Origin of the sequence: Xenorhabdus indica (assembly GCF_014467235.1) — a bacterium.
In the GTDB taxonomy this organism is placed as follows: domain Bacteria; phylum Pseudomonadota; class Gammaproteobacteria; order Enterobacterales; family Enterobacteriaceae; genus Xenorhabdus; species Xenorhabdus indica.
Map to the genome: position 1 here is coordinate 129,521 of NZ_NKHP01000009.1, position 20,427 is coordinate 149,947.

At 36.7% G+C, this 20,427-nt stretch carries 15 protein-coding genes; 5 read left to right on the plus strand and 10 right to left on the minus strand.

Annotated features, from left to right (window positions below; all coding sequences use genetic code 11):
* Nucleotides 1-35: 35 nt before the first annotated feature.
* The 6 genes from Xind_RS09290 to Xind_RS09315 form a co-directional block, all read right to left on the minus strand.
* Nucleotides 36-1,316: a hypothetical protein gene (locus Xind_RS09290; RefSeq protein WP_187649914.1), complete on the minus strand. Its 1,281-nt coding sequence runs from the start codon at nucleotides 1,314-1,316 to the stop codon at nucleotides 36-38.
* Between the two features lie 327 nt (nucleotides 1,317-1,643).
* The gene (locus Xind_RS09295; protein WP_187649915.1) at nucleotides 1,644-3,347 is read right to left on the minus strand and encodes a hypothetical protein; all 1,704 of its coding nucleotides are present in this window, start codon (nucleotides 3,345-3,347) and stop codon (nucleotides 1,644-1,646) included.
* Between the two features lie 696 nt (nucleotides 3,348-4,043).
* Complete coding sequence (locus tag Xind_RS09300; RefSeq protein WP_187649916.1) at nucleotides 4,044-7,238, minus strand: inverse autotransporter beta domain-containing protein; 3,195 nt, start codon at nucleotides 7,236-7,238, stop codon at nucleotides 4,044-4,046.
* A 358-nt stretch (nucleotides 7,239-7,596) separates the two neighbouring features.
* Entirely contained in the window at nucleotides 7,597-8,631 is a 1,035-nt protein-coding gene (locus Xind_RS09305; protein WP_187649917.1) for a hypothetical protein, read from the minus strand.
* 198 nt (nucleotides 8,632-8,829) lie between these two features.
* On the minus strand, nucleotides 8,830-9,681 hold the full coding sequence (locus Xind_RS09310) for an N-acyl homoserine lactonase (RefSeq protein ID WP_187649918.1): 852 nt from the start codon (nucleotides 9,679-9,681) through the stop codon (nucleotides 8,830-8,832).
* 685 nt (nucleotides 9,682-10,366) lie between these two features.
* Entirely contained in the window at nucleotides 10,367-10,555 is a 189-nt protein-coding gene (locus Xind_RS09315; RefSeq protein WP_047683557.1) for a hypothetical protein, read from the minus strand.
* Between the two features lie 268 nt (nucleotides 10,556-10,823).
* On the opposite strand from Xind_RS09315, the gene Xind_RS09320 reads away from it, so the two are divergent.
* The gene (locus Xind_RS09320; RefSeq protein ID WP_047683561.1) at nucleotides 10,824-11,828 is read left to right on the plus strand and encodes an endonuclease; all 1,005 of its coding nucleotides are present in this window, start codon (nucleotides 10,824-10,826) and stop codon (nucleotides 11,826-11,828) included.
* A 427-nt stretch (nucleotides 11,829-12,255) separates the two neighbouring features.
* On the plus strand, nucleotides 12,256-13,053 hold the full coding sequence (phoH, locus tag Xind_RS09325) for a phosphate starvation-inducible protein PhoH (protein WP_187649919.1): 798 nt from the start codon (nucleotides 12,256-12,258) through the stop codon (nucleotides 13,051-13,053).
* Nucleotides 13,054-13,219: 166 nt separating this feature from the next.
* Here phoH and Xind_RS09330 read toward each other — a convergent pair whose 3' ends face one another.
* The 4 genes from Xind_RS09330 to Xind_RS09345 all read right to left on the minus strand — a co-directional run bounded on the left by Xind_RS09330 (nucleotide 13,220) and on the right by Xind_RS09345 (nucleotide 17,000).
* On the minus strand, nucleotides 13,220-14,197 hold the full coding sequence (locus Xind_RS09330; protein WP_187649920.1) for a hypothetical protein: 978 nt from the start codon (nucleotides 14,195-14,197) through the stop codon (nucleotides 13,220-13,222).
* A 329-nt stretch (nucleotides 14,198-14,526) separates the two neighbouring features.
* Nucleotides 14,527-14,709: a DUF2474 domain-containing protein gene (locus Xind_RS09335; RefSeq protein ID WP_156115390.1), complete on the minus strand. Its 183-nt coding sequence runs from the start codon at nucleotides 14,707-14,709 to the stop codon at nucleotides 14,527-14,529.
* Nucleotides 14,666-15,673: a cytochrome d ubiquinol oxidase subunit II gene (gene cydB, locus Xind_RS09340; protein ID WP_187649921.1), complete on the minus strand. Its 1,008-nt coding sequence runs from the start codon at nucleotides 15,671-15,673 to the stop codon at nucleotides 14,666-14,668. The genes Xind_RS09335 and cydB overlap by 44 nt, the downstream gene beginning before the upstream one ends.
* On the minus strand, nucleotides 15,663-17,000 hold the full coding sequence (locus Xind_RS09345; protein WP_047683570.1) for a cytochrome ubiquinol oxidase subunit I: 1,338 nt from the start codon (nucleotides 16,998-17,000) through the stop codon (nucleotides 15,663-15,665). The genes cydB and Xind_RS09345 overlap by 11 nt, the downstream gene beginning before the upstream one ends.
* A 618-nt stretch (nucleotides 17,001-17,618) precedes the next feature.
* On the opposite strand from Xind_RS09345, the gene Xind_RS09350 reads away from it, so the two are divergent.
* From Xind_RS09350 to Xind_RS09360, 3 genes are read left to right on the plus strand one after another with little or no spacing between them, the layout of a single operon-like run.
* Complete coding sequence (locus Xind_RS09350) at nucleotides 17,619-18,407, plus strand: SDR family oxidoreductase (protein ID WP_047683573.1); 789 nt, start codon at nucleotides 17,619-17,621, stop codon at nucleotides 18,405-18,407.
* A 56-nt stretch (nucleotides 18,408-18,463) separates the two neighbouring features.
* On the plus strand, nucleotides 18,464-19,744 hold the full coding sequence (locus tag Xind_RS09355; protein WP_187649922.1) for a styrene monooxygenase/indole monooxygenase family protein: 1,281 nt from the start codon (nucleotides 18,464-18,466) through the stop codon (nucleotides 19,742-19,744).
* A 14-nt stretch (nucleotides 19,745-19,758) separates the two neighbouring features.
* On the plus strand, nucleotides 19,759-20,307 hold the full coding sequence (locus Xind_RS09360; protein WP_231571505.1) for a flavin reductase family protein: 549 nt from the start codon (nucleotides 19,759-19,761) through the stop codon (nucleotides 20,305-20,307).
* Nucleotides 20,308-20,427 lie beyond the last annotated feature (120 nt).

Below are 20,427 nucleotides of genomic sequence, written 5' to 3' on the forward strand. Positions count from 1 at the left end.
TATCAATAAAGGATATTTCACTAATAAAAACCATTCTACCATATACCAGACCAAGTTTTTTCATCTGGACAATTATCATTATCTGGATGAGCATCTCCTCCAGGAAGGATTGTATTAATTTGTGATTCCCATATTTTCCCGTAGTAAATGTCTCCATAATAATTGACTTTATAATCTAAATAAATTTGTCCACTAAAAATATGTCCAACATATTTAAAGGGAATGCCGAAAGTTATTTTATTATCACCAAAAATTCCTTTTTGAAGTTCCATTATCTTTTTTGCCGACTGATAATTTTGTGAAATTTGATACCTAACCGAGTTAATATATAAATATAATGTTACTTCAGCACCTACGGGAACTTTTGTTTTATCTGTAGGATCATTTGTTCCTTCTATCAGAATGAACAATCCCTCATGATGTTCATTATTACAACGATTTTTCACATCAACTTCATGTATCCTACTATTTATACTATTTACAAGAAGATTAGCACTAGAAACACCATAACTATTGTAAACTTTACATGCACTATATGTTCTTTCCAAATCGTCTAATGGTTTATTTTTCCCTCCCCCTCTATAATATATGGTTAATTCATCTGAAGATCTAGAATTACCTAAATGATCAACAATAGTATAAAAAAAACTAACTTTTTTATTATTAGGGAAAATATTATATGGCAATGACTTATAACTATTACCTAAATCATCTAGGTTATCTACGGAAATTGATTGATAAGTATATGTATTATCAACAAAAAACAGAATGGTATCATGAACTTTAGCGTCAAAATAAGAAGGAATGAGCATATTAAAATAACTTGTTTCAGGATCCCCTTGAAAATATTCGCCATTTCCTTCAATATCAATAGGTGGAAGCTCATGATCTACTTTATTATTATCAATTATAAATATCTTGTTTTTTGATATCACGTGTCCCGTTAACCCTGGTACACAAGATTCAACTTGAAACACTAATGATGTTAATTTTTTAGGGTAAATATAAAAAATCAATTGCCCGTTATCATCTGAGTCAATAAAGAAACCGCGAGACTTAGTGTCAATATTTTGTATTTTCAAAGGAGTTTTTTTATCAGCAGAATAAAGGTTAACATCATCAAAATTAGTATATTTTGTTTCTAAAATAGCAACAGAAATATTAGGTAATGTGATACCTTCCTTATCTCTAATCAATGCTATTGCTCTAATATATTTACTTTCTGATAATGAATTATCTCTATCTGGCACTTGCATAAATTCCTTTTCAAAAAACATCGATATCGTGTTTTCATCTATTGATATATTTCTTTTCATTTTATAGCCTCTCTTAATATCAATATTAGTTTAACTACTTGATAAGAAGTCTCAATTATAATGAATTAAAAATCATATTGTAATATAGAGTAATAAAATATGAATAACTATATTTTATTAAATTATCTTGTAGGTATAAAAATTAACCGATTATATTTATGGATATCTAGATGTGTATTAATTTATGTCTATTACAAGGAAATGATTTAATATATTCATAATACATTAAACATATTCAAATTCAACTTAAATTAACCACATGTAAAAAATAAACCATTATTTCCTTGTAATGAGTTTGCTTTGAACTTCATCACTGATAGTCGTCTGTTAATTTCGCTGTTCTGTCGGCAAAGGAGGGCAACCATCATTATCATCTTCTGCTTGTTCTGGATATACTGTATCAATATTAGCTCGCCACACTTTACTGTATGTCTTAGTACCAGAAGCATCTTCAGTATAATAATCAAAATATAGTGAACCCGTTCCTCCCAAATGAGGCCCTGCTACACGGTTGAGATCGCAATAAGGTATAGAAACCATAATGTGTGATGTCGGTTGCCCTTGATCAACTTGAGATGGTAACGTAAAAGGATATTTTTGCTGATTTTTCCGGGAAGTAGGTGAAGTAATATACAAATTAACATGCCCTGATGATCCAAGTTTTGGTAATTTAGTATTATTTGAATCATTGGTTCCGAATACGGTCACATATAAACCGGTTACACCCTCTCCACTCCCATCACCAATATATTGTTTTTGTTGGTTGATGGTAGTTATTATGATGTCATCCCCATCAACTAATTCATCTGCGTTATCAGTATAGACATTAATATTAGCATTCGCGTAACTGGAAAAAACTTTTGCCTCATCGTAAACTCGGGAAATATTTTCAAGCGGAGAAGATTCCGAGTTTCCAACATAAGTTAAACCCGCCATATCAGAATACTGTAGTTCACCTTTCATTGGTGCAATAACATAATATATAGACTCGTCTCGATTAAGCATTAAATCATCATAAGGGAATGAAAAACGATAACTATCCAGATTAGTTATGCTCTTAAGTTTACGTATTTTACCTAACTGTTTAACTTGATGTGTCTCCATGTCTTTAATAAAGAAGATAATATTATCAGTATCTTGGTAGTTAGGATAGGATTGAATCTCAACATGAAATTTGTTTGAACCTCCTAAATCTTGTGTAAGCACTCCACCTTCACCGGCTTCTAAGATATTAGGATAAGCCATTGTTGGCAGATAGCGAGTTAAATTGACAACATAAATAGTACTTGCAGTTCGGGGTGAAATAGGACCTACAACTTCGGCATCTAAATCAAGCCGTACTGGTTGATGCTGTTTAGGGTATACCCGAAAACTAATTTTTCCTTTGTCATCGCTTTTAATGTAAAAAGCCCCTTTACCATAAATCATTTGGGGTGTGATAAGTTTAGGGGCCTGTTCGTCTGTGGCAAGGGAAACTCGTCCTAATCTTTCTAAAGTATCCGTTGATACCAAAATTTCCAGATTTTTGATTGCTGCACCCTTTATATCGTTGAGTGTGGTTGAAAGTGTAATATATTGACTCCTGGCAGAACTAATACTGTTTTCCTGAACTGGAGTCGGAATATATTTTTCTTCGGGGCTAAATTCAATAAAGCGACCATTCAGTTGTTTAACATTATAACTAACTGATTGTGGCTGAGCTTCGGGCAAAGCAACACCAACTGCGATAGGTGCTATTGTATAAGTAGCAGTCTTTCCTTGTGTTAAGCTCTCATCAATTTGTAGTTTAACTGTCACACTGCCAGAATATTGATCTATAGTATTCCACTTAGATTGATCAATTAACGATACAGTATGATTAGTATCTTCTATAATCTTTACATTGATTGTATCAGGAAGTACAGAAGCCGATGTTAACGTTATAGTCACAGAAAGGAATTGCCCAGGAAGCACATCTGAACCACTAGCTATTGATGGAACGATAACCAGATCAGGTTTCTTCTTTTGTAATAATTCATTTTCAATATTCATATATAACTCCAATAAATTATATTTATGCTAATATTATTTTTTGTATGTGTTTTATATAAAACCCTATAGTTAACATAGACAAACTATAATAGTTATAAAGAATAAAAATTTTCAAATAGAAATTTAAACAATCATAATGCATTTACCATAAATATGTATAATGAAAATAAGTTATCAGTTGATAACTTTATTTTATCACGATAAAAACGTTGGATTAACGCAATAAATACTGTTGTGACTAAATAGCTTTCCAAAATGATAAGAGTGTTCCTTACCCCACGCGGAGTAAGGAAACACAAAATACTGATATTAACGGAGTGGCAATTTACCTTGTTTAGGAATCTAGGTTTCATGCGGCTTGTAGCCGCAAGAAACCCGAGCTAAATACCCCGCGGATTAATACTCTCACTATTTATGAAAGGTATATAGTTAACAGATAAGATGATAAAGATCTATCTGAAACATCATGTTGAACTGAATCCGTATAAGATCCTGTACCCGATTTTATGTAATTGCTATTTTATGTTAAACGTGAGCATTTATACGTATTAAACTTCAAGTTGAATTTACAACACTATATGAAACCTGATTTCTCCCCGCTTCGCGGGGGAGAAATCACACGCATCTTGAAGTTAGATTGGTATAGACAGTTATAGAAGTTGAATATTTCCATATATTTCAGTGATAACTTCAATCTTATGGTTTTCTAATACATAATAAGAATCCTAATGTATTTTTATTTGAAATGAATTTACCAGAAATAAGATCATATACTCCATATTCATCCTCATCAGAAACACTCTTTTTTGTCACCAAAATCTTTGCATTATCCTTATTCTGAGTATTACCACCTAGCAGTCCCCAATCATAAAGCTTATTTTTTCCATACTCATCGCCAAGAATATGAGTTATATCTTCTAAAGTAACATTTTCTTCATTAAAATTTTTACAAGATGGATTATCATTCCAAGACCTCATAGTAGTATCTTCTATTGCATAATATTTTTTTATGTCTGCGATATACTTATATGCGTGTTGTGATTTATTGGGTTTTGTAATAAATAAGGTTATTACTGGATTACCTGGAGATAAAAAACGCATTTTCCCGTTTCCATCTATAATAATAGAATAGAGGTCATGACCTCCATCAATATCATATCCCACATAATCATTGTCGGTAGACACAAAATCGCCTGAATTTAATTTAATCAATTGTCCTGCAATAGATGGGAAAGCACTATGTGGTCTTCCGTCCTGAGTTAATATTTTTTTCTGTGGTTCTTGGTTGTCACTAAGTACATTATAAAGAAGTATTCCTGCTGGCTCATCTTTAGGTTTGAAAATAACATGTGCGGAAGTTTTGTGAACAGGAAGCCCTTTTGGATCTTGCATGGTTAGTGTCACGTTAACACCAGGACCAACCTTACTTGAATCACTATTGTAAGCTGAAATATACCCAATCCCGACTTTACTTGTTAACGTAATTGTTAAGATTCCAGGTTTATTATCTTTTTTAGTCCCGGTAGTCATACTGTTAGCTGTAGAATGTAACTGCAATTGATGAATACTTTTCTGATCAGGTTCTGTAGTCCATAATACATTACTGAAAGTATTTCCTTCAATTGGCTCATTTGTTGTTCCTGCTGTGCCTTTTTTAACAATCAATGCTTCAAATGTATATGCACTACTTCCATCACCAAGTAATGGTTTATCTTTATCAAAATTGATCGGTTTGACCCATGCTATATCAAAATCCACCGGCGGAGATTTAAATTTAACTTCTATACATTTATGTGTTTTTTGAGATTCAGGTACTCCGTTAATAGTCAAACACACCTCAGCAACAGTGCCTGGGGGAGTATTCTGTGAACTGCTTGTCAATGTTGCTGTTAATTTTTCATTCGATACAGTTGTGGTTTCTTCTGAAGGTGATAGCGATAGACCTGCATTTTGTGGTTTCATGAGTTTCCATTTAACTGGGATTTTGTTTTTATCATCCGTACCTGATATGGTTGCTATAATTTTATATGAACCACCAGGAAGAACAGACCCATTTGATGGTTCTAATGTCATACTCTGAATGGTTGGTTTTTTGCCTTCTTCATGCCCTATCTTTCCTATTGATTTACGTACACCATCTGTTGTCAGGTAAACATTTACATTACCAATATTTTTATCACTAGTTAAGGTCACTTTTTGTGTGATACGCCCATGTTTATCAGTTGTAAGAGGAATTTTATCTCCTGAGCTTTTAGAATTATCAATATTCGGGCAATCGTCTGATGCTGTGCCTTTTTCAATTTTAATCTCCAGATCATTATGTGGCTCTGTCGCCCATTGATAATTTTCAATAATAGCGCAAGGAACTGGAGCTCCTATTTCTGTATCAAAAGTCATTACAGGCTTAAGAATATAAGTTGCCTTACCATCATCTCTTGAAGTTCTTTCTGGAATAATGTAAACAGGCTCTCCTTCTTTCCATTTTTTAACCATAAAAGGCATGACAAGAGCTTGTATCTGCTTAGGTCCTATTTTTTTACCATTAGTTAATTCAGCAAAAACATAAATAGAATAATTATTTTTTTCATCAAGTGAAAATTTCGGTAATGTAATCTGAATAGATTTACCTACCTTGGAAGAAAGTTTTCCATTTTTGCTTTCAAATATTTTTTCTTCATTGATAGCCCAGTGGACCTGTTTAATAGATGCATCAGCAGGGAATATAGCTGAAATGTTTTTTTGCATATGGCTATAACCCACAATCGTTTCTGGAACAGAAAATTGAGCAATCGGGATTTTTTTATGGTCAAGTACAATATTGTTATTTCTTTCGACCAATTCATAACGGCTTCCTGCCAATGTACGCATAGCAGCTACATTCTCTGGTGATAACTGAGTGCCTAAAGGAACTCCCAGTCTATAATTTAGATTCGCCAAAAATTGCGTTTCAGAGCGACCACCTTCACCTTGTCTATAATCCACACCCATTGTTATCAACGGGATTGGGGTATAAGTCACTCCTAGTTTAACCAGACTGGGGTTTTTCTGTTTGGTATGCCGATTGAATAAGGTTACGTTTTCGCCGAAATATTGTTCATAAGACAGTTTGCCCCCTAAATTAGGGTAGGCAGGCAGAAAGAACTCTCCATTGATGTCATAACCATTGGCGGGGCGTTCATGGTGTTCTTCAAAATTCCGTGAAATCTGCCAGTCGCTTAAGCGACGATAAGTGTTGGCAGAAAGTTTGATATAGTCACCCCAAATTTCTCCTCCAAATCCTATTCGCTTGTTTTTACCTGTGAGGTCATGGTCATAAAATGTATTCAGGCCATACATCCAGTTTTGATAAAAATAGCGTCCTCCCAAACCAAGGTTAACTGTATTCCGGCTGTCTTTATTGCGATAACCTAATTGGGAAAAGAGGAGCCAATCCGTTTTATTATCGTAAAGGGGTAATAACAGATCTAATGAGTTATTTTCTAATTTACCTTTTCTATCAAGGCCAAAGTTAATTTTTGCTGTACCAAATTGAGATAACCATTTTTGGGCTTCGGAGGCAATGGTACTGTTAAATTTACCTAAGGCATAAGATTTAGCTTTTTCAACTAGTTCAGAAGAGGATGATGACAGTATATTACCTACTGTCTGGATATTTTTTGTAAAAAAAACAGGTAATTCTGTTTCTGAAATGTTATCTGCTTTCTGTATATCATTTTTTTTATTTGATTCGTTAACACGGATAGTTAAGTTATCTTTTCTCTCCCTTTCTTGGGGAAGAGAATTTTCAATTGTTAGATTTTCATCAGCAAAGGCGTTTATTATCGCAGATGGTATCAGTAATGTATAAAGTACAGAGAGAAGAATAATGAATTTACCAATATATGATAGCATATATAAGCACCTTAGAGATTTTGATATTAGAATTAGAAATGTCTTAACTGTATTTTTATCCATTAAATAATTTAATATATTTATGTTTGATATTAGTTAAGTATTTTAATTTTGACAAGAAATCTGCCAAAAAGACGAATCCAATTTGTTACGGCACTCAAATCGATGGTTTCTATTTTCATGGATTACACCCTGACTTAATGGTCAAAAAAAGTTCCATTATGGTACTATTAATAAAAAATATATTGTTAGCTATGGTTATCAGAAGATAGTTTTCAGTTAAAAATGCAAAAAAACCTCGTTTAATCCAACGAGGTTTGTCAGAAGTTAAAGAACTTCTATTTCACAGAATTTTGTTTTATAGAATTTGTCGTAATACACGAGAAAAACTATATTCCCTTCCGGGATACATACTACCGACTGCGTAATCAATCAATACCAGATGCCCTCGATTTTCTTCTATCCAATCAGTGGGTAGCGGTACTGCCATTTGGTTTTGATCATCAACCTGTTTATAATGGGTCTGTAGCTCTGTTTTACCTACCGCACGGATTTCCACTGTTTGATCAAATGACATACCAGAATATTCTATTATAACATGAATAGTGCCATCACCACGGTAGAAAAGGGTGGGTACCGGTAAATTAAGCTCTTGTCCTGCAATTTCAAGATGTAAAATTCCTGAATACGTAGCAGTATTATTGACTAATTTCTCTACCTTAAATTGTACTTTTGCTGTATTGCCAATTGTATCAATGAACTCCATACGGGGAATATAGAATATCATCGGCATGGCTTCATATACTGTCTGAGGTAGTGTTGAGTATATAATACCTTTACGACCTTGCCATTGTACATTGACTATCTGCCCAGAAGCCATTCCATCATAAACTGGCACATCTATTCTCAATTGATCTAACCTATAATAATCATCTTTTGTCAGTAAATTACCTTGATTTCCTGTCGCTTCAGGTGCTCTGGGAATATAGTTTGACAAGCTGGATATATCCGAATATGCAAGATTTATATTTACTCTTTGTGACTCATTAACATTTCCACGACTGATTACTTTATAATGAGCTTGAAATTTACCATATATAGAGATTTCGTTTATATGAAATAATAAGACATATGGGGGAAGATCTACCCTATCAGGCGTCATATAATATGACGATGATTTTATAACAGCACCATTTTCACTATTTGAACAATCACCATGAAAACAAAGATAGCCAATTATTTCATCCCCAACATCAGCATCAGGGTAGTGTGGTACATACATTATTATGAATTCATTTTCCATTGCTTGGAGATTATGTATATAGATAGTGCCCGTTTCATCTGCTTGTGGAAAAGTAGGTGGAGCAAGTGTTACATCATATAAACTTTTCATTGAATACCTCTTGTTTCTGTTATGTAAATATTAGTTTGATTGTTGTACTTTCTACATTATTTAATGTGAAATTTTGTTGGTTTTTTATATGTTGATTTTCTATATAGCCTCTTAGGTTTTTTATTCAAAATTTATCTTGCATGAAGATATAATTTTTGTTGTTTTTAATTAGATGTACTTAATTTCAACTTGTTAATTCTAAGGATTAATAGCCTGATCTTCTGGATTATAGCTAAAGCTAATACCTTGATTGTTATCAGAAGGGAGTGTCATCTGTATTATTGGTATGATTACCCCTGTAACCTGATAAAAATCTCTTTGATCATGTTGTGCGCTATTTAACCCTTCATCACGATAAAAGAAGGCTTCGATAGGTAATTTATCCGGGATATTTTGGGGCCAGGTAGCCAAAATGAGTTCGTTATTTAATGGTAACTGAATCAGTGAGCGAACTTTAATTCCTTGCATAAATGCATCTGCGCTTCCTGTTCCTGTGACATCAAAACCACATTGGGCGAAGCGGCTGGAGTGAACAACATTTCTATAATGATTGACCCACTGTTCTGCTGTGGTAATGCCCTGTTGTTGGCAAGGAATGCTGTTTGGATTTCCTGAATCAGGACCACATCCTTTGTCACTTCTGTTTACCGTATCTCCGTCAATGGGAAAATAGCAAAGAATTTCGGGGCGAACTTTATCAGCAGGATTTTCAATGTATGGAGAAAAAATATAACCATTTTCGTGATTACTGGCTAATTCAAGATCCTTAACATCATGTCTCAAATAGGAGAATGAAACACCGCCACTTTCCTGGGAATGTGGGCTTGGATTCCATGAGTGATATTTATCCGAAGCAACGGTTCCTCTCAGTAAAACTCCTGAACATAAAAATGCAGGAAGACCGTCATCTCCACAATATTTTTGATTATCAAAGTACCTTTGAGTTATTTTGTTGGCAACATCGTAACCATTATGATTTGGATCAGCATTAACAACAGGAATAAAAAAGCTGAGTAGAAATATTTTGGTAAGTAAAATTATTTTTTTCATATTATTATTGCCCTATCTATAATTTTACAGAGTTAATAAGGGGGTTAATGATGGTTTTTGAGATCTAAAGTATCTTATAACCTATGACTTAGATAATAATATGTGGCTACTATAAATTGTTTTAGGTTGACTGCATTATTTAAGTGGTCATGTTGTTATAATTATTTGATATTATTATGATTTTACCCCTCCTGAATTTGTATGTGATTTTATTTTTGATTGTTTCCTCTTTAATGAAATTTAAATTTAGAGTGATTGTGGTTTGTATAAGGTGTGTTTTTTATTTGATTATTTCAAATCACTTTTTTTTATCAGCCAATAACTTATTTTTATTGGTTTAAAATATTTCTTTCGATAAAGAAATATTTTAAACTATAAACCATGATTAATGTTTTTATATGTAATATGAATTTAATTCTTTTCTAATTTGATTTTTATAAAAAGATGATTTTATTCAATAGGAAAAAAGGCGTGATGATAATAAAGTAAAATGAATGCATGTAACAATTTTTTGGAAATTAATTCTTGAAAAAGGAATAATAAATTCCTGATTAAAGAATTTCAAAAGCTATCATTAGCCATTTCTCACCCAAAAAGAAACGCGGTGAGTGTTAATAATAAAACACAAAGAACCATTAGAAAAATAGATGGTTTTTTGTGTTTGTTTTTTAAACATAGGACAGGGTTATAGTTCATCAGAAAATGAATTTAAAGTAATATCTAGCTGATTTTTACCTGCAATGATAACCTGAATTTGTAAATGATTTTCTGAAGTATGAATAGTATTGATAGTAACCTCTTCATTTTCTGTGTATTTTTTCACAACATCCAGTAGCTCGTGTTCAAGCTGTTCAAATTTAGTATTGATCGTCATTTATTTTATTAAATATCGTAAAGTTGATTTAATTTTACTCAAATAAATAGAATTCAATGGCTTAATAAACAGAATATTTGAGTCTTTAAAGGTGCAATAAATTAACTTATTGCATGAATTAAGTGATATTGATTTAAACAAACTAAGTTAGCAAACTGATCCTACAGTAGTCATTTAAGAGAAATTCAACAAATAATATGTATCATTTATTTGTCTGATCAGGCAGGATACCAGATTGGTGTGATACAACAAGTGAATAGGTATTATTTTGAACAATAAATTTCGCCTTTGGACAAATTATCTTTTATTTTTGGCATTCATTGCATCTTTTAGCGCATGGAGTATGCCGGCCAACTTTGAACAGGCTAAAATAGAATCACGAAAATATGTTTATGACGGGCAAGAAAAATCAGGCATTGGTACTTTGTATTGTGGCTGTAATTGGCAATGGGTAGGTAAAAGTGGTGGGCGTGTTGATCTGGCCTCTTGTCATTATCAAGTCAGAGCACAACAAACTCGTGCTGAGCGTATCGAGTGGGAACATATTGTACCAGCGTGGGTATTTGGTCATCAGAGACAATGTTGGCAGAATGGCGGAAGAAAAAATTGTATTGAAAATGATCCGGTATTTCGCGCGATAGAATCGGATATGCACAATCTGGCACCTTCCATTGGTGAAGTTAATGGAGATCGCAGTAATTTAAGTTATGGAATGGCTTCCCAAAATTTGCCTAATATGTACGGTGCTTGTAGCAGCAAAGTGGATTTCAAATTACGCCTTTTTGAACCGCGTGACAAAGTGAAAGGGATGGTCGCCAGAGTCTATTTTTATATGCATGATCGCTATAATTTAACGATGTCACGTCAGCAACAGCAATTAATGATGGCATGGGATCGCCAATATCCGGTAGAAGCCTGGGAGCAGGAGCGGGATAATCGAATCGCCCGTATTATGGGGCACCATAACCCATTTGTTACAGGAAGTAAAAAATGGCAATTAGGGCACAAAGATTCAGGTCAAAGGATTAATAGGCAAAATAATAGTCAAAATTTAAATTCATACCAATCAATTACTGAGCCGGTTTCAGTTAAAAAATCAACGACGAAAGTTACTCAAAGTGAAATAATTAAAGGCAATAAAAACAGCCAGATTTATCATTTTGCACATTGCTCAGGATATAAGACAGTAGCTGATAAAAATGCTGTTTATTTTCGTTCGGAATTTGAAGCTCAGAAGGCCGGGTATTATTTGGCAGGTAATTGTAAAAAATAACTAAAATATTCTGGTCTGTTATTTTATGGCTTTCATTGGTTTATTATTTTATCAATAAAAAGTTAAAAAATGTTTCAGTAAAGTTTAAATTGCTACCTTGTCATGAATAAAAAATTGTCATTATACTGACATTATAGCCCGCTAGATTTGGTCTGGTTGTTATAAAAAATGTTATAAAAAAGCGGGCAATGCGAGGAATGCTGATGACAGACACTGAAACAATGACAATTCAATTAGAAAGTGAACCGGTGATTGAGACTGAACTACCCATAAAAAGGTGGTCGTTTTAGCACCGGTTTTTTTATGAGCCTTAATGAGCTGAAAAGGGAGCTCCCATCTATTCTATATAATGCAATTATTCTATCAGTGATAGAGCCATCGGTGATAGAACACGACAAGTGTGAAGCCAACGATAAGGTGTGTGACTATGAGTAGACAGAAAGCAGTGATGAAATCTCGTCGTGAAGTCAGGAGAATGTTAAAAAAAGATATGCGTCAATCTCGTTATCACAATGATAATAATGTTACTTCATTAGTCCAAATTGGCGGTGTAGAAGCCATTGGGATGGCGCGCGAAAACAAGGACATATCTGAAATTCATCCACGCAATGAAGTGCAGTATCGCTATATACGGGCTATCAATAATAAACAATTGGTTATTGCTAATGGTGAAGCAGGTTGCGGTAAAACTTTTATCAGTACGGTGATGGCGGCTGATGCACTTATCAATAAAGAGGTTGATAAAATCATTGTGACACGTCCGGTATTGCAGGCAGAAGAAGATTTGGGATATCTGCCGGGTGATATGGCAGAAAAGTTTGCACCTTATTTCCGTCCTGTTTATGGGGTTTTATTAAAACGTATGGGAGCATCGTTTTTACAGTATTGTCTGCGTCCTGAAATAGGAAAGGTCGAAATAGCGCCTTTTGCTTATATGCGAGGCAGGACATTTGAGAATGCGTTTGTGATCCTTGATGAAGCACAAAATGTCACTATCAATCAAATGAAAATGTTTTTAACCCGCTTAGGGGAAAATATTACCGTCATTGTGAATGGGGATGTAAGTCAGTGTGATTTACCGGACAATATCACATCAGGATTGCTGGATGCATTAGAAAGGTTCTCCGATGATGAAGCGATCAGTGTCATTCATTTTTCTCAGGAAGACTGTGTGCGTTCCAGATTGTGCCAAAAAGCGTTATTGGCTTATAACACGGTGGTTTAGTATTGAAATAAAATTTGCTCAGAAGAGAGGTTTTAAAAAGAGCAATTTCAAAAAGCAAAGCGGCTTCATTCATTATTGATACTTGTTGTAATATATTCTGTTCGAGAGTGAAGCCGTTAATAATTATATTACAATGATCGCCCCGATTCTGCTGCTATATATTATTTTAAGCTTTTATTTTCACCTGGTTATTTACGATAAAGTACCCTCCGAATACAGTATATTTTCCTCGGTCGGCTTTGTTAGGATCTCTTATAATTTTTTTCTGATTATCTGTTTTTCTGACCCTTTCTTTGCCAAGTTTATGTGCCCACATCTGAGTTCGGTACTGATCGAAAACCAACCGATACCAATGGTAATCCCAATTGTATGAATTATCTGGCATAGTATAGAGAGCAATAACATAATTGGGATGATATTGTGCATCTGTAAATTCATCAAGTTTAACTAATCCATCAGCTATAGCCCCATCTATAACAGCTTGAAGATAACGTTTTGTATAAGGAAATGTGATTGGTTTACCACCGTAACTGCCGGGTTGAGGGTAATCGTTACTTGCGTAGTTACATGCGTAAGCATAACAATTATTCAGAGCAATGCGTGTGGGATCATTCCAGAAACCCTGGTTATACCTGGCTGCGTCTACATCATAAACTCGTCCAGTTAATGGGTTGGTAAATTTTGCTGACATATGCCAACTTGGTTCGTGTATTTGATTAAATTCAGTCTCTTTGTATTCCTGTTCTTCTTGCTCTTCATCTTGTTGTTCAGCGTTTAGGGAAGTATCAATGTTATCTGACTGGAGATTTTGTATTTCCTGTTTTACATGTTTTTTGAGTGGATCATCTTGGGTAAATTTTTCAAGTAAAACTAAGCCAAGCTCTTTACTGTCTTGTAAATTTTCCGCCATACCATCACAGATATGAAATGAATTAATGAGCCCATATTGAAGTGCTGACCCTTGTGCAGAATCTTCAATTTCGACAAAAAAACCAGAAAATCCAAGCCTTCTTTCACTTATGCCAAAGTTTATTCCCTTTTTCTTATCTCGCATGAAATCTAATAATGGTTTGATATCAGTTCCGTCAAAAAACCATTGATAATTTTCCCGCCCTGAAAATGTAAGTAATGTTATTTTGATCATATCAAACTCCGTATATAAATTTAGTATGAATATTATTTTTCCCAAAAAACACAATATGGTTGAGAATATATTTATAGTGTAAAAATATATATTTGTTAATATTAAAATTATTTGAATGAATATCTAAAATAGATATGTTGCTACTGATTGTTTTCTAAATCTGTCTTTAAGTTTGTGGGTAAATTATTTTTCTGGAAGAGAGTTTTAATAAATCCCCAGACACAGAATCCATTGTGACTGGGGAAAATAAGTTAATATGATAAAAATTAAAAAATGGGTATAACGAAGAAATAAATATGCCAATATTGAATGGGTAGAAAATCTAATAATTACTTAATTTTCATACCTGCTGCTGTCATTAAAAAACGAAATAAAGTGGAAACAGCATAAAGTGCTAATACGCTACACAGCCAAATTATTACCATCCAGCCCAATCTTTTCCATAATGGAGAATGGGTGTGCTCTGTTTTAGTGGTAGCCTTGTTCATGGGTAATTTTTCCTCGGAAGACATAATAACTCCAACAGGTGTAAACCAAGATTATCGGGATAATAAATAGTGCGCCAACGAGCATAAAACCCAGTGATTGAGAAGGGGAAGCGGCTTCTTCATAACTGATAAACGGAGGGATGATATTTGGCCAGATGCTGATCCCCAATCCACTGAAGCCCATAAAGACTAATAACAGTGCGGCCAAAAATGGTGTGTAATGGCTGCTATTCTGATTGGCAGTCAGCAGTTTCCAACCTGAAAATAAGACCAGTAATGGTACAGGCATAAAGAATAGCAGGTTAGGAAAACTGAACCATCGCTCGGCAATAGCGGGTTGAGAAGCCGGTGTCCAAAAGCTGATGATAATGATGGCTGTCAGCATCAACAAGGTTAACGGGCGTAGAAGACCATACATTTGTTGTTGCAAATGCCCTTCGGTTTTCATCACCAACCAGCCACATCCCAATAGTCCATAAGCAATAAGCAAACCAAAACCACAAAATAGCGGAAATGGTGAGAACCAATCGAAAACACCGCCAGTATAGGTGCGATTTTCGATTGGGAAACCGTCAATAACTGCGCCGACAACAATGCCTTGTGTAAAAGTAGCCATAATAGAACCGGCAATAAACGCTTTATCCCAAATAGGTTGATGCGCTGGCGTTGCTTTGAAACGGAATTCGAAAGCCACGCCACGGAATATCAGCCCCAGTAACATAACCGTTAATGGGATCGCCAACGCATCCAAAATAACAGCATATGCCAGAGGGAAAGCGCCAAATAACCCGGCACCACCGAGCACCAGCCAGGTTTCGTTACCATCCCAAACAGGTGCTACCGAATTCATCATCAAATCACGGTCTGATTGTTGCTTCATCATGGGATACAAAATACCGATACCAAGATCAAAGCCATCCATCACGATATACATCATCGTGCTGAAGGTAATAATCAGAAACCAAAGCAGAGGAAGATCAATGCCCATTGGTTAACTCCTTATTGGGACCTTTACGGATAAGTTTCATCATATAGGCATAACCGACACCGAATACGGCGCTGTAGACAATAAAGAAAATCAGCAAACTGATACTCATATGGATTTCACCGTGGGCCGAAACCGCATCTTTTGTGCGCATCAAACCATAGACAACCCACGGCTGGCGGCCAATTTCAGTGGTGAACCATCCGGCCAAGATGGCAATCAGGCCAGAAGGTGCCATCAGGAGCATAAAACGGAGGAAAGCCCGGTTCTGGTATAAGCGCTTTTTATAACGTAACCACAGTCCCCAAACGCCCGCCATAATCATTAAGAGCCCTAACCCAACCATGACCCGAAATGACCAGAACACCATGAAAGCATTGGGGCGATCTTCTGGTACGAATTCTTTTAATGCCGGAACTTGTTTATCAATACTGTGTGTCAGGATCAGACTGGCCAGGTAAGGAATTTTGACGGCATAACGTGTCTCTTCTGCTGTTTGATCAGGAATACCGAATAAAATGAGTGGAGTCGCCTCACCGGGATGATTTTCCCAATGACCTTCCATCGCAGCAATTTTGGCAGGCTGGTGTTTCAGTGTATTCAGTCCATGTAAATCACCAATCATAGCTTGTAACGGAGCAATAATCAGGATCAGCCACATCGCCATAGACAGCATTTTCTGCATGGCTGATGAATTATTGCCTTTCAACAAATGCCAGGCAGCAGAGGCAGCAATAAAGAATGCTGAGGCAAGAAAGGCGGCGGTTCCCATATGCAGCAAGCGATAAGGGAAAGAAGGGTTAAAGATAACTGCCAGCCAATCAACAGGAACGACTTGATTATTGACAATTTCGTAACCTTGTGGCGTCTGCATCCAGCTATTGGATGCCAGGATCCAAAAGGTGGAGATAATCGTTCCGAGAGCGACCATACAGGTAGCGAAAAAATGAAGTTTTTCACCCACCCGATGCCAACCGAACAGCATAACGCCAAGAAATCCTGCCTCAAGGAAAAATGCGGTCAATACTTCATAGACCAGCAAGGGGCCTGTGATAGTTCCTGCAAAATCTGAGTAGAAGCTCCAGTTAGTACCAAATTGGTAGGCCATGACTAAACCAGAAACTACTCCCATACCGAAATTAATTGCAAAAATTTTCGTCCAAAAGTGGTATAACGTTTTATAGTCTGTATTGCGCGTTTTCAGCCATAAACCTTCCAACAGAGCAAGAAAACTGGCTAAGCCTATCGTAATGGCAGGAAAGATAATGTGAAAAGACACTGTAAATGCGAATTGTATCCTTGCGAGTTCAAGGGCACTTAACCCGAACATAGTGACCTCTTATTTTTGACTGAACCCTATTGGGTAAAAGAAGTGAAAGAGTGAGGACAAGTAGAGCACACGGATTTTCGATATAACAGTAACAATTTTTTATTTATTTACTATAACAGTTTAATTGAGAACAAATGCGTAACAGAAGTTAAACAATGAAGAAACATTAAATTTAACTGAGGTAATATCATGAAAAAATATAATATATCCATAATAAAAATGAGTTGGTTAATAAAAAAAATCTAACTAAAAGTTGAACATATAACATAGCCAGTGGCTTGTATAGTTACCAATTAAATAACTATTGATATTAATGATGGTGAATATAGAGAACGGCTATTTTACAAATCATCTAATAAGAAAAGTGTAAGCAATGAGTTGGAAGAATATAAACTGGCCTTTGGCCAGCAATCACATTCCAATGGTTGTAATATGAGAATTCGTTGAGTTTATGTATTTGAATTTATACATACCTGCACTAAATGGATCTTTTCTGCATATATAGGCTATTTGACTTTCTCTATTTCACGTAATGATATCCCTCATGATTCATTAGTTACTGATTAATACACTGAATAACAATGGATTAGGTATATATATGATATAAGGGGATCACTCATGAAAGGCTTAAATAATAAAGTCGCTATTGTCACTGGTGGTGCCACTAAAATTGGTGCAACGGTTGCCAGCGTATTGAGTGAATATGGTGTTAAAGTTGCGATTTTCGATATTGACCGGGAAGGGGGAAAGAAAGCCTGTAATTTCCGACCGGATTCCATTCGCTTCTGGCATGTCGATATTACCGATGATAAGCAACTTGTTCAGGGAGTGCATGAGGTTGCTGCTTATTATGGTCGTCTTAACTGCCTCGTTAATCTCGCTGCAACTTATCTGGATGATGGTGTAGTTTCTGGTCGCGAAACGTGGCTGACCGCACTCAATATTAATGTGGTCAGTGCCGTCAGGGCAGCTCAGCTTGTACACCCTTATTTTATGGTTGCCGGAGGTGGGGCGATTGTCAATTTCACCAGTATTTCATCTTCTATTGCCCAGACAGGCCGTTGGTTATATCCCGCTTCAAAAGCCACCTTATTGCAAGTCACCCGCAGTATGGCAATGGACTATGCCGCTGATCACATTCGTGTGAACTCTGTCTCTCCGGGTTGGACTTGGTCACGGGTCATGGATGAATTGACTCAGGGCAATCGCCAGAAAACGGATGAAGTTGCCGCAGATTATCACTTGCTTGGCCGTGTTGGAGATCCTGAAGAGATCGCTCAGGTAGTTGCATTTCTTCTTTCTGATTTAGCGAGTTTTGTGACCGGAGCTGACTACGCTGTTGATGGCGGCTATTCAGCAATGGGGCCTGAGCAAGCCAAACCTGCTATTTCTCGTTTGGCGGAATAGGAGAAATAGGAATAGTCGCGATTCCAGATCTAACACAATCTGAAGGAGTAAATATTATGCGTCGTATAGCTATTGTCGGAGGTGGTCAGGCTGGACTGCCTTTGGCTCTTGGTCTGCTTGATAAAGGCTATCAGGTAACTGTTGTTACCAACCGCACGCCTGATGATGTCCGAACTGGCCGGGTGATGTCGAGTCAGTGTATGTTCGATTCCTCTTTGCAATTTGAACGTGATTTAGCTTTGGATCAGTGGGAAACACAATGCCCGCCCGTTGAAGGTATCGGTTTTACTGTTCCTCATCCTGAAATTCCGCATAAAAAGGTGATTGACTGGAGTGCACGACTTAATAACTACGCACAGGCTGTTGATCAGCGTATCAAGATGCCATTTTGGCTGGAACAGTTTGCTTCTCGCGGCGGTAATCTGGAAATTCGTGATGTAGGGATTACTGAATTGGAACAACTAACAGCCAGTCATGAGTTGGTTATTTTGGCCGGAGGAAAGGGGGACATTGTGAAATTATTGGAGCGTGACGCTTCGCGCTCTCCTTATGATAAACCTCTGCGCGCATTAGCCTTGACTTATGTGCATGGTATGTTGCCAGTCCCCGAATATTCCCGTGTTTCTTTTAACTTGATCCCAGGAGTGGGGGAATATTTCGTTTTTCCTGCTCTGACTCTGAGTGGCCCTTGTGACATTATGGTTTTTGAAGGGATCCCAGGAGGAGCAATGGATGGCTGGCGAGAGGTCAGAACAACGCAGGAACATCTGGCTTATAGCAAGCATATCCTCAAAACGTTCTTGCCGTGGGAAGCGGCACGTTGTGAACAGATAGAACTTACTGATGAAAATGGCATTCTGGCTGGCTGTTTTGCACCAGTTGTACGCAAACCAGTATTGACATTGCCTTCTGGTCGCCAGGTCTTTGGGTTGGGGGATGCGGTAGTCACAAATGATCCGCTGACCGGGCAGGGTTCCAATAACGCAACTAAGGCCTGCAAGGTTTATTACGAAGCTATTCTTACCCGTGGTGACAAACCCTTTACGGCAGAATGGATGAATGACACATTCGAACAGTCCTGGAAATATAGTCAGTACGTTGTGGAATGGACAAACAGCCTGCTTATCCCGCCAAAACCCCATATTCTGAATTTGTTGGGCGCGGCTCAGCAATTACCTGCTCTCGCCAGTACGATTGCCAATGCTTTTAATCATCCTCCTGTATTGTTTCCGTGGTGGCGGGATAGCGATGCCTGTGAAGCATATATCCATGATGTGCTGGTTGCTAATAATGCGCAGGCCGCTCATTCGCAAGTTGTTGAGAAGAGCGGGCTCTGAACGGAGTATCCGATATGACGATGAATATTGAGAACATTCAAATACCGTTGCCTGATGTTGAGTGGGGGATGGCAGAATTTGAAACAAGAACGCTGCGCACACTCTTAGGATGTTATCCAACAGGGGTGGCTATTGTTGCAACACGCACTGCTGACGGAAGGAACGTCGGGTTGACCATCAACTCATTTGCTTCACTTTCACTGGAACCGCCTTTGATACTCTGGAGTCTGGTTAATCATTCTCCCAATCTGTCTGTATTTCGTAACTGTGAATATTTCACAATCAGTATCCTTGGCTGTGACCATCAGGAGCTGGCTCTGCGTTTTGCCAATCCTAGAGTTGAAAATAAGTTTCAGGGTATTCCCGTGCAGGAAACACCGGAAGGGATGCCATCAATTGATGGTGCAATAGCGACACTGGTTTGTGCTAATCGTCAGCAAACCCATCTTGGCGATCATATGTTGATGATTGGGCAGGTAAAGCGTATTGCCAGCATTGAAGGAAAACCATTGGTTTTTCATGCTGGCATGTTTACTGCGTTACATGATATTCGGGAAATATGACAGTCGATTGTCATCCATCGTTTTTCAAATAACAGTTTCGTTGGTTGCGCGGCATTCTGAGATCCGCAGAGTCAGGATCGATCATTCTATCTATCGTGTTACTCAGTGTTGGGAGAAGAT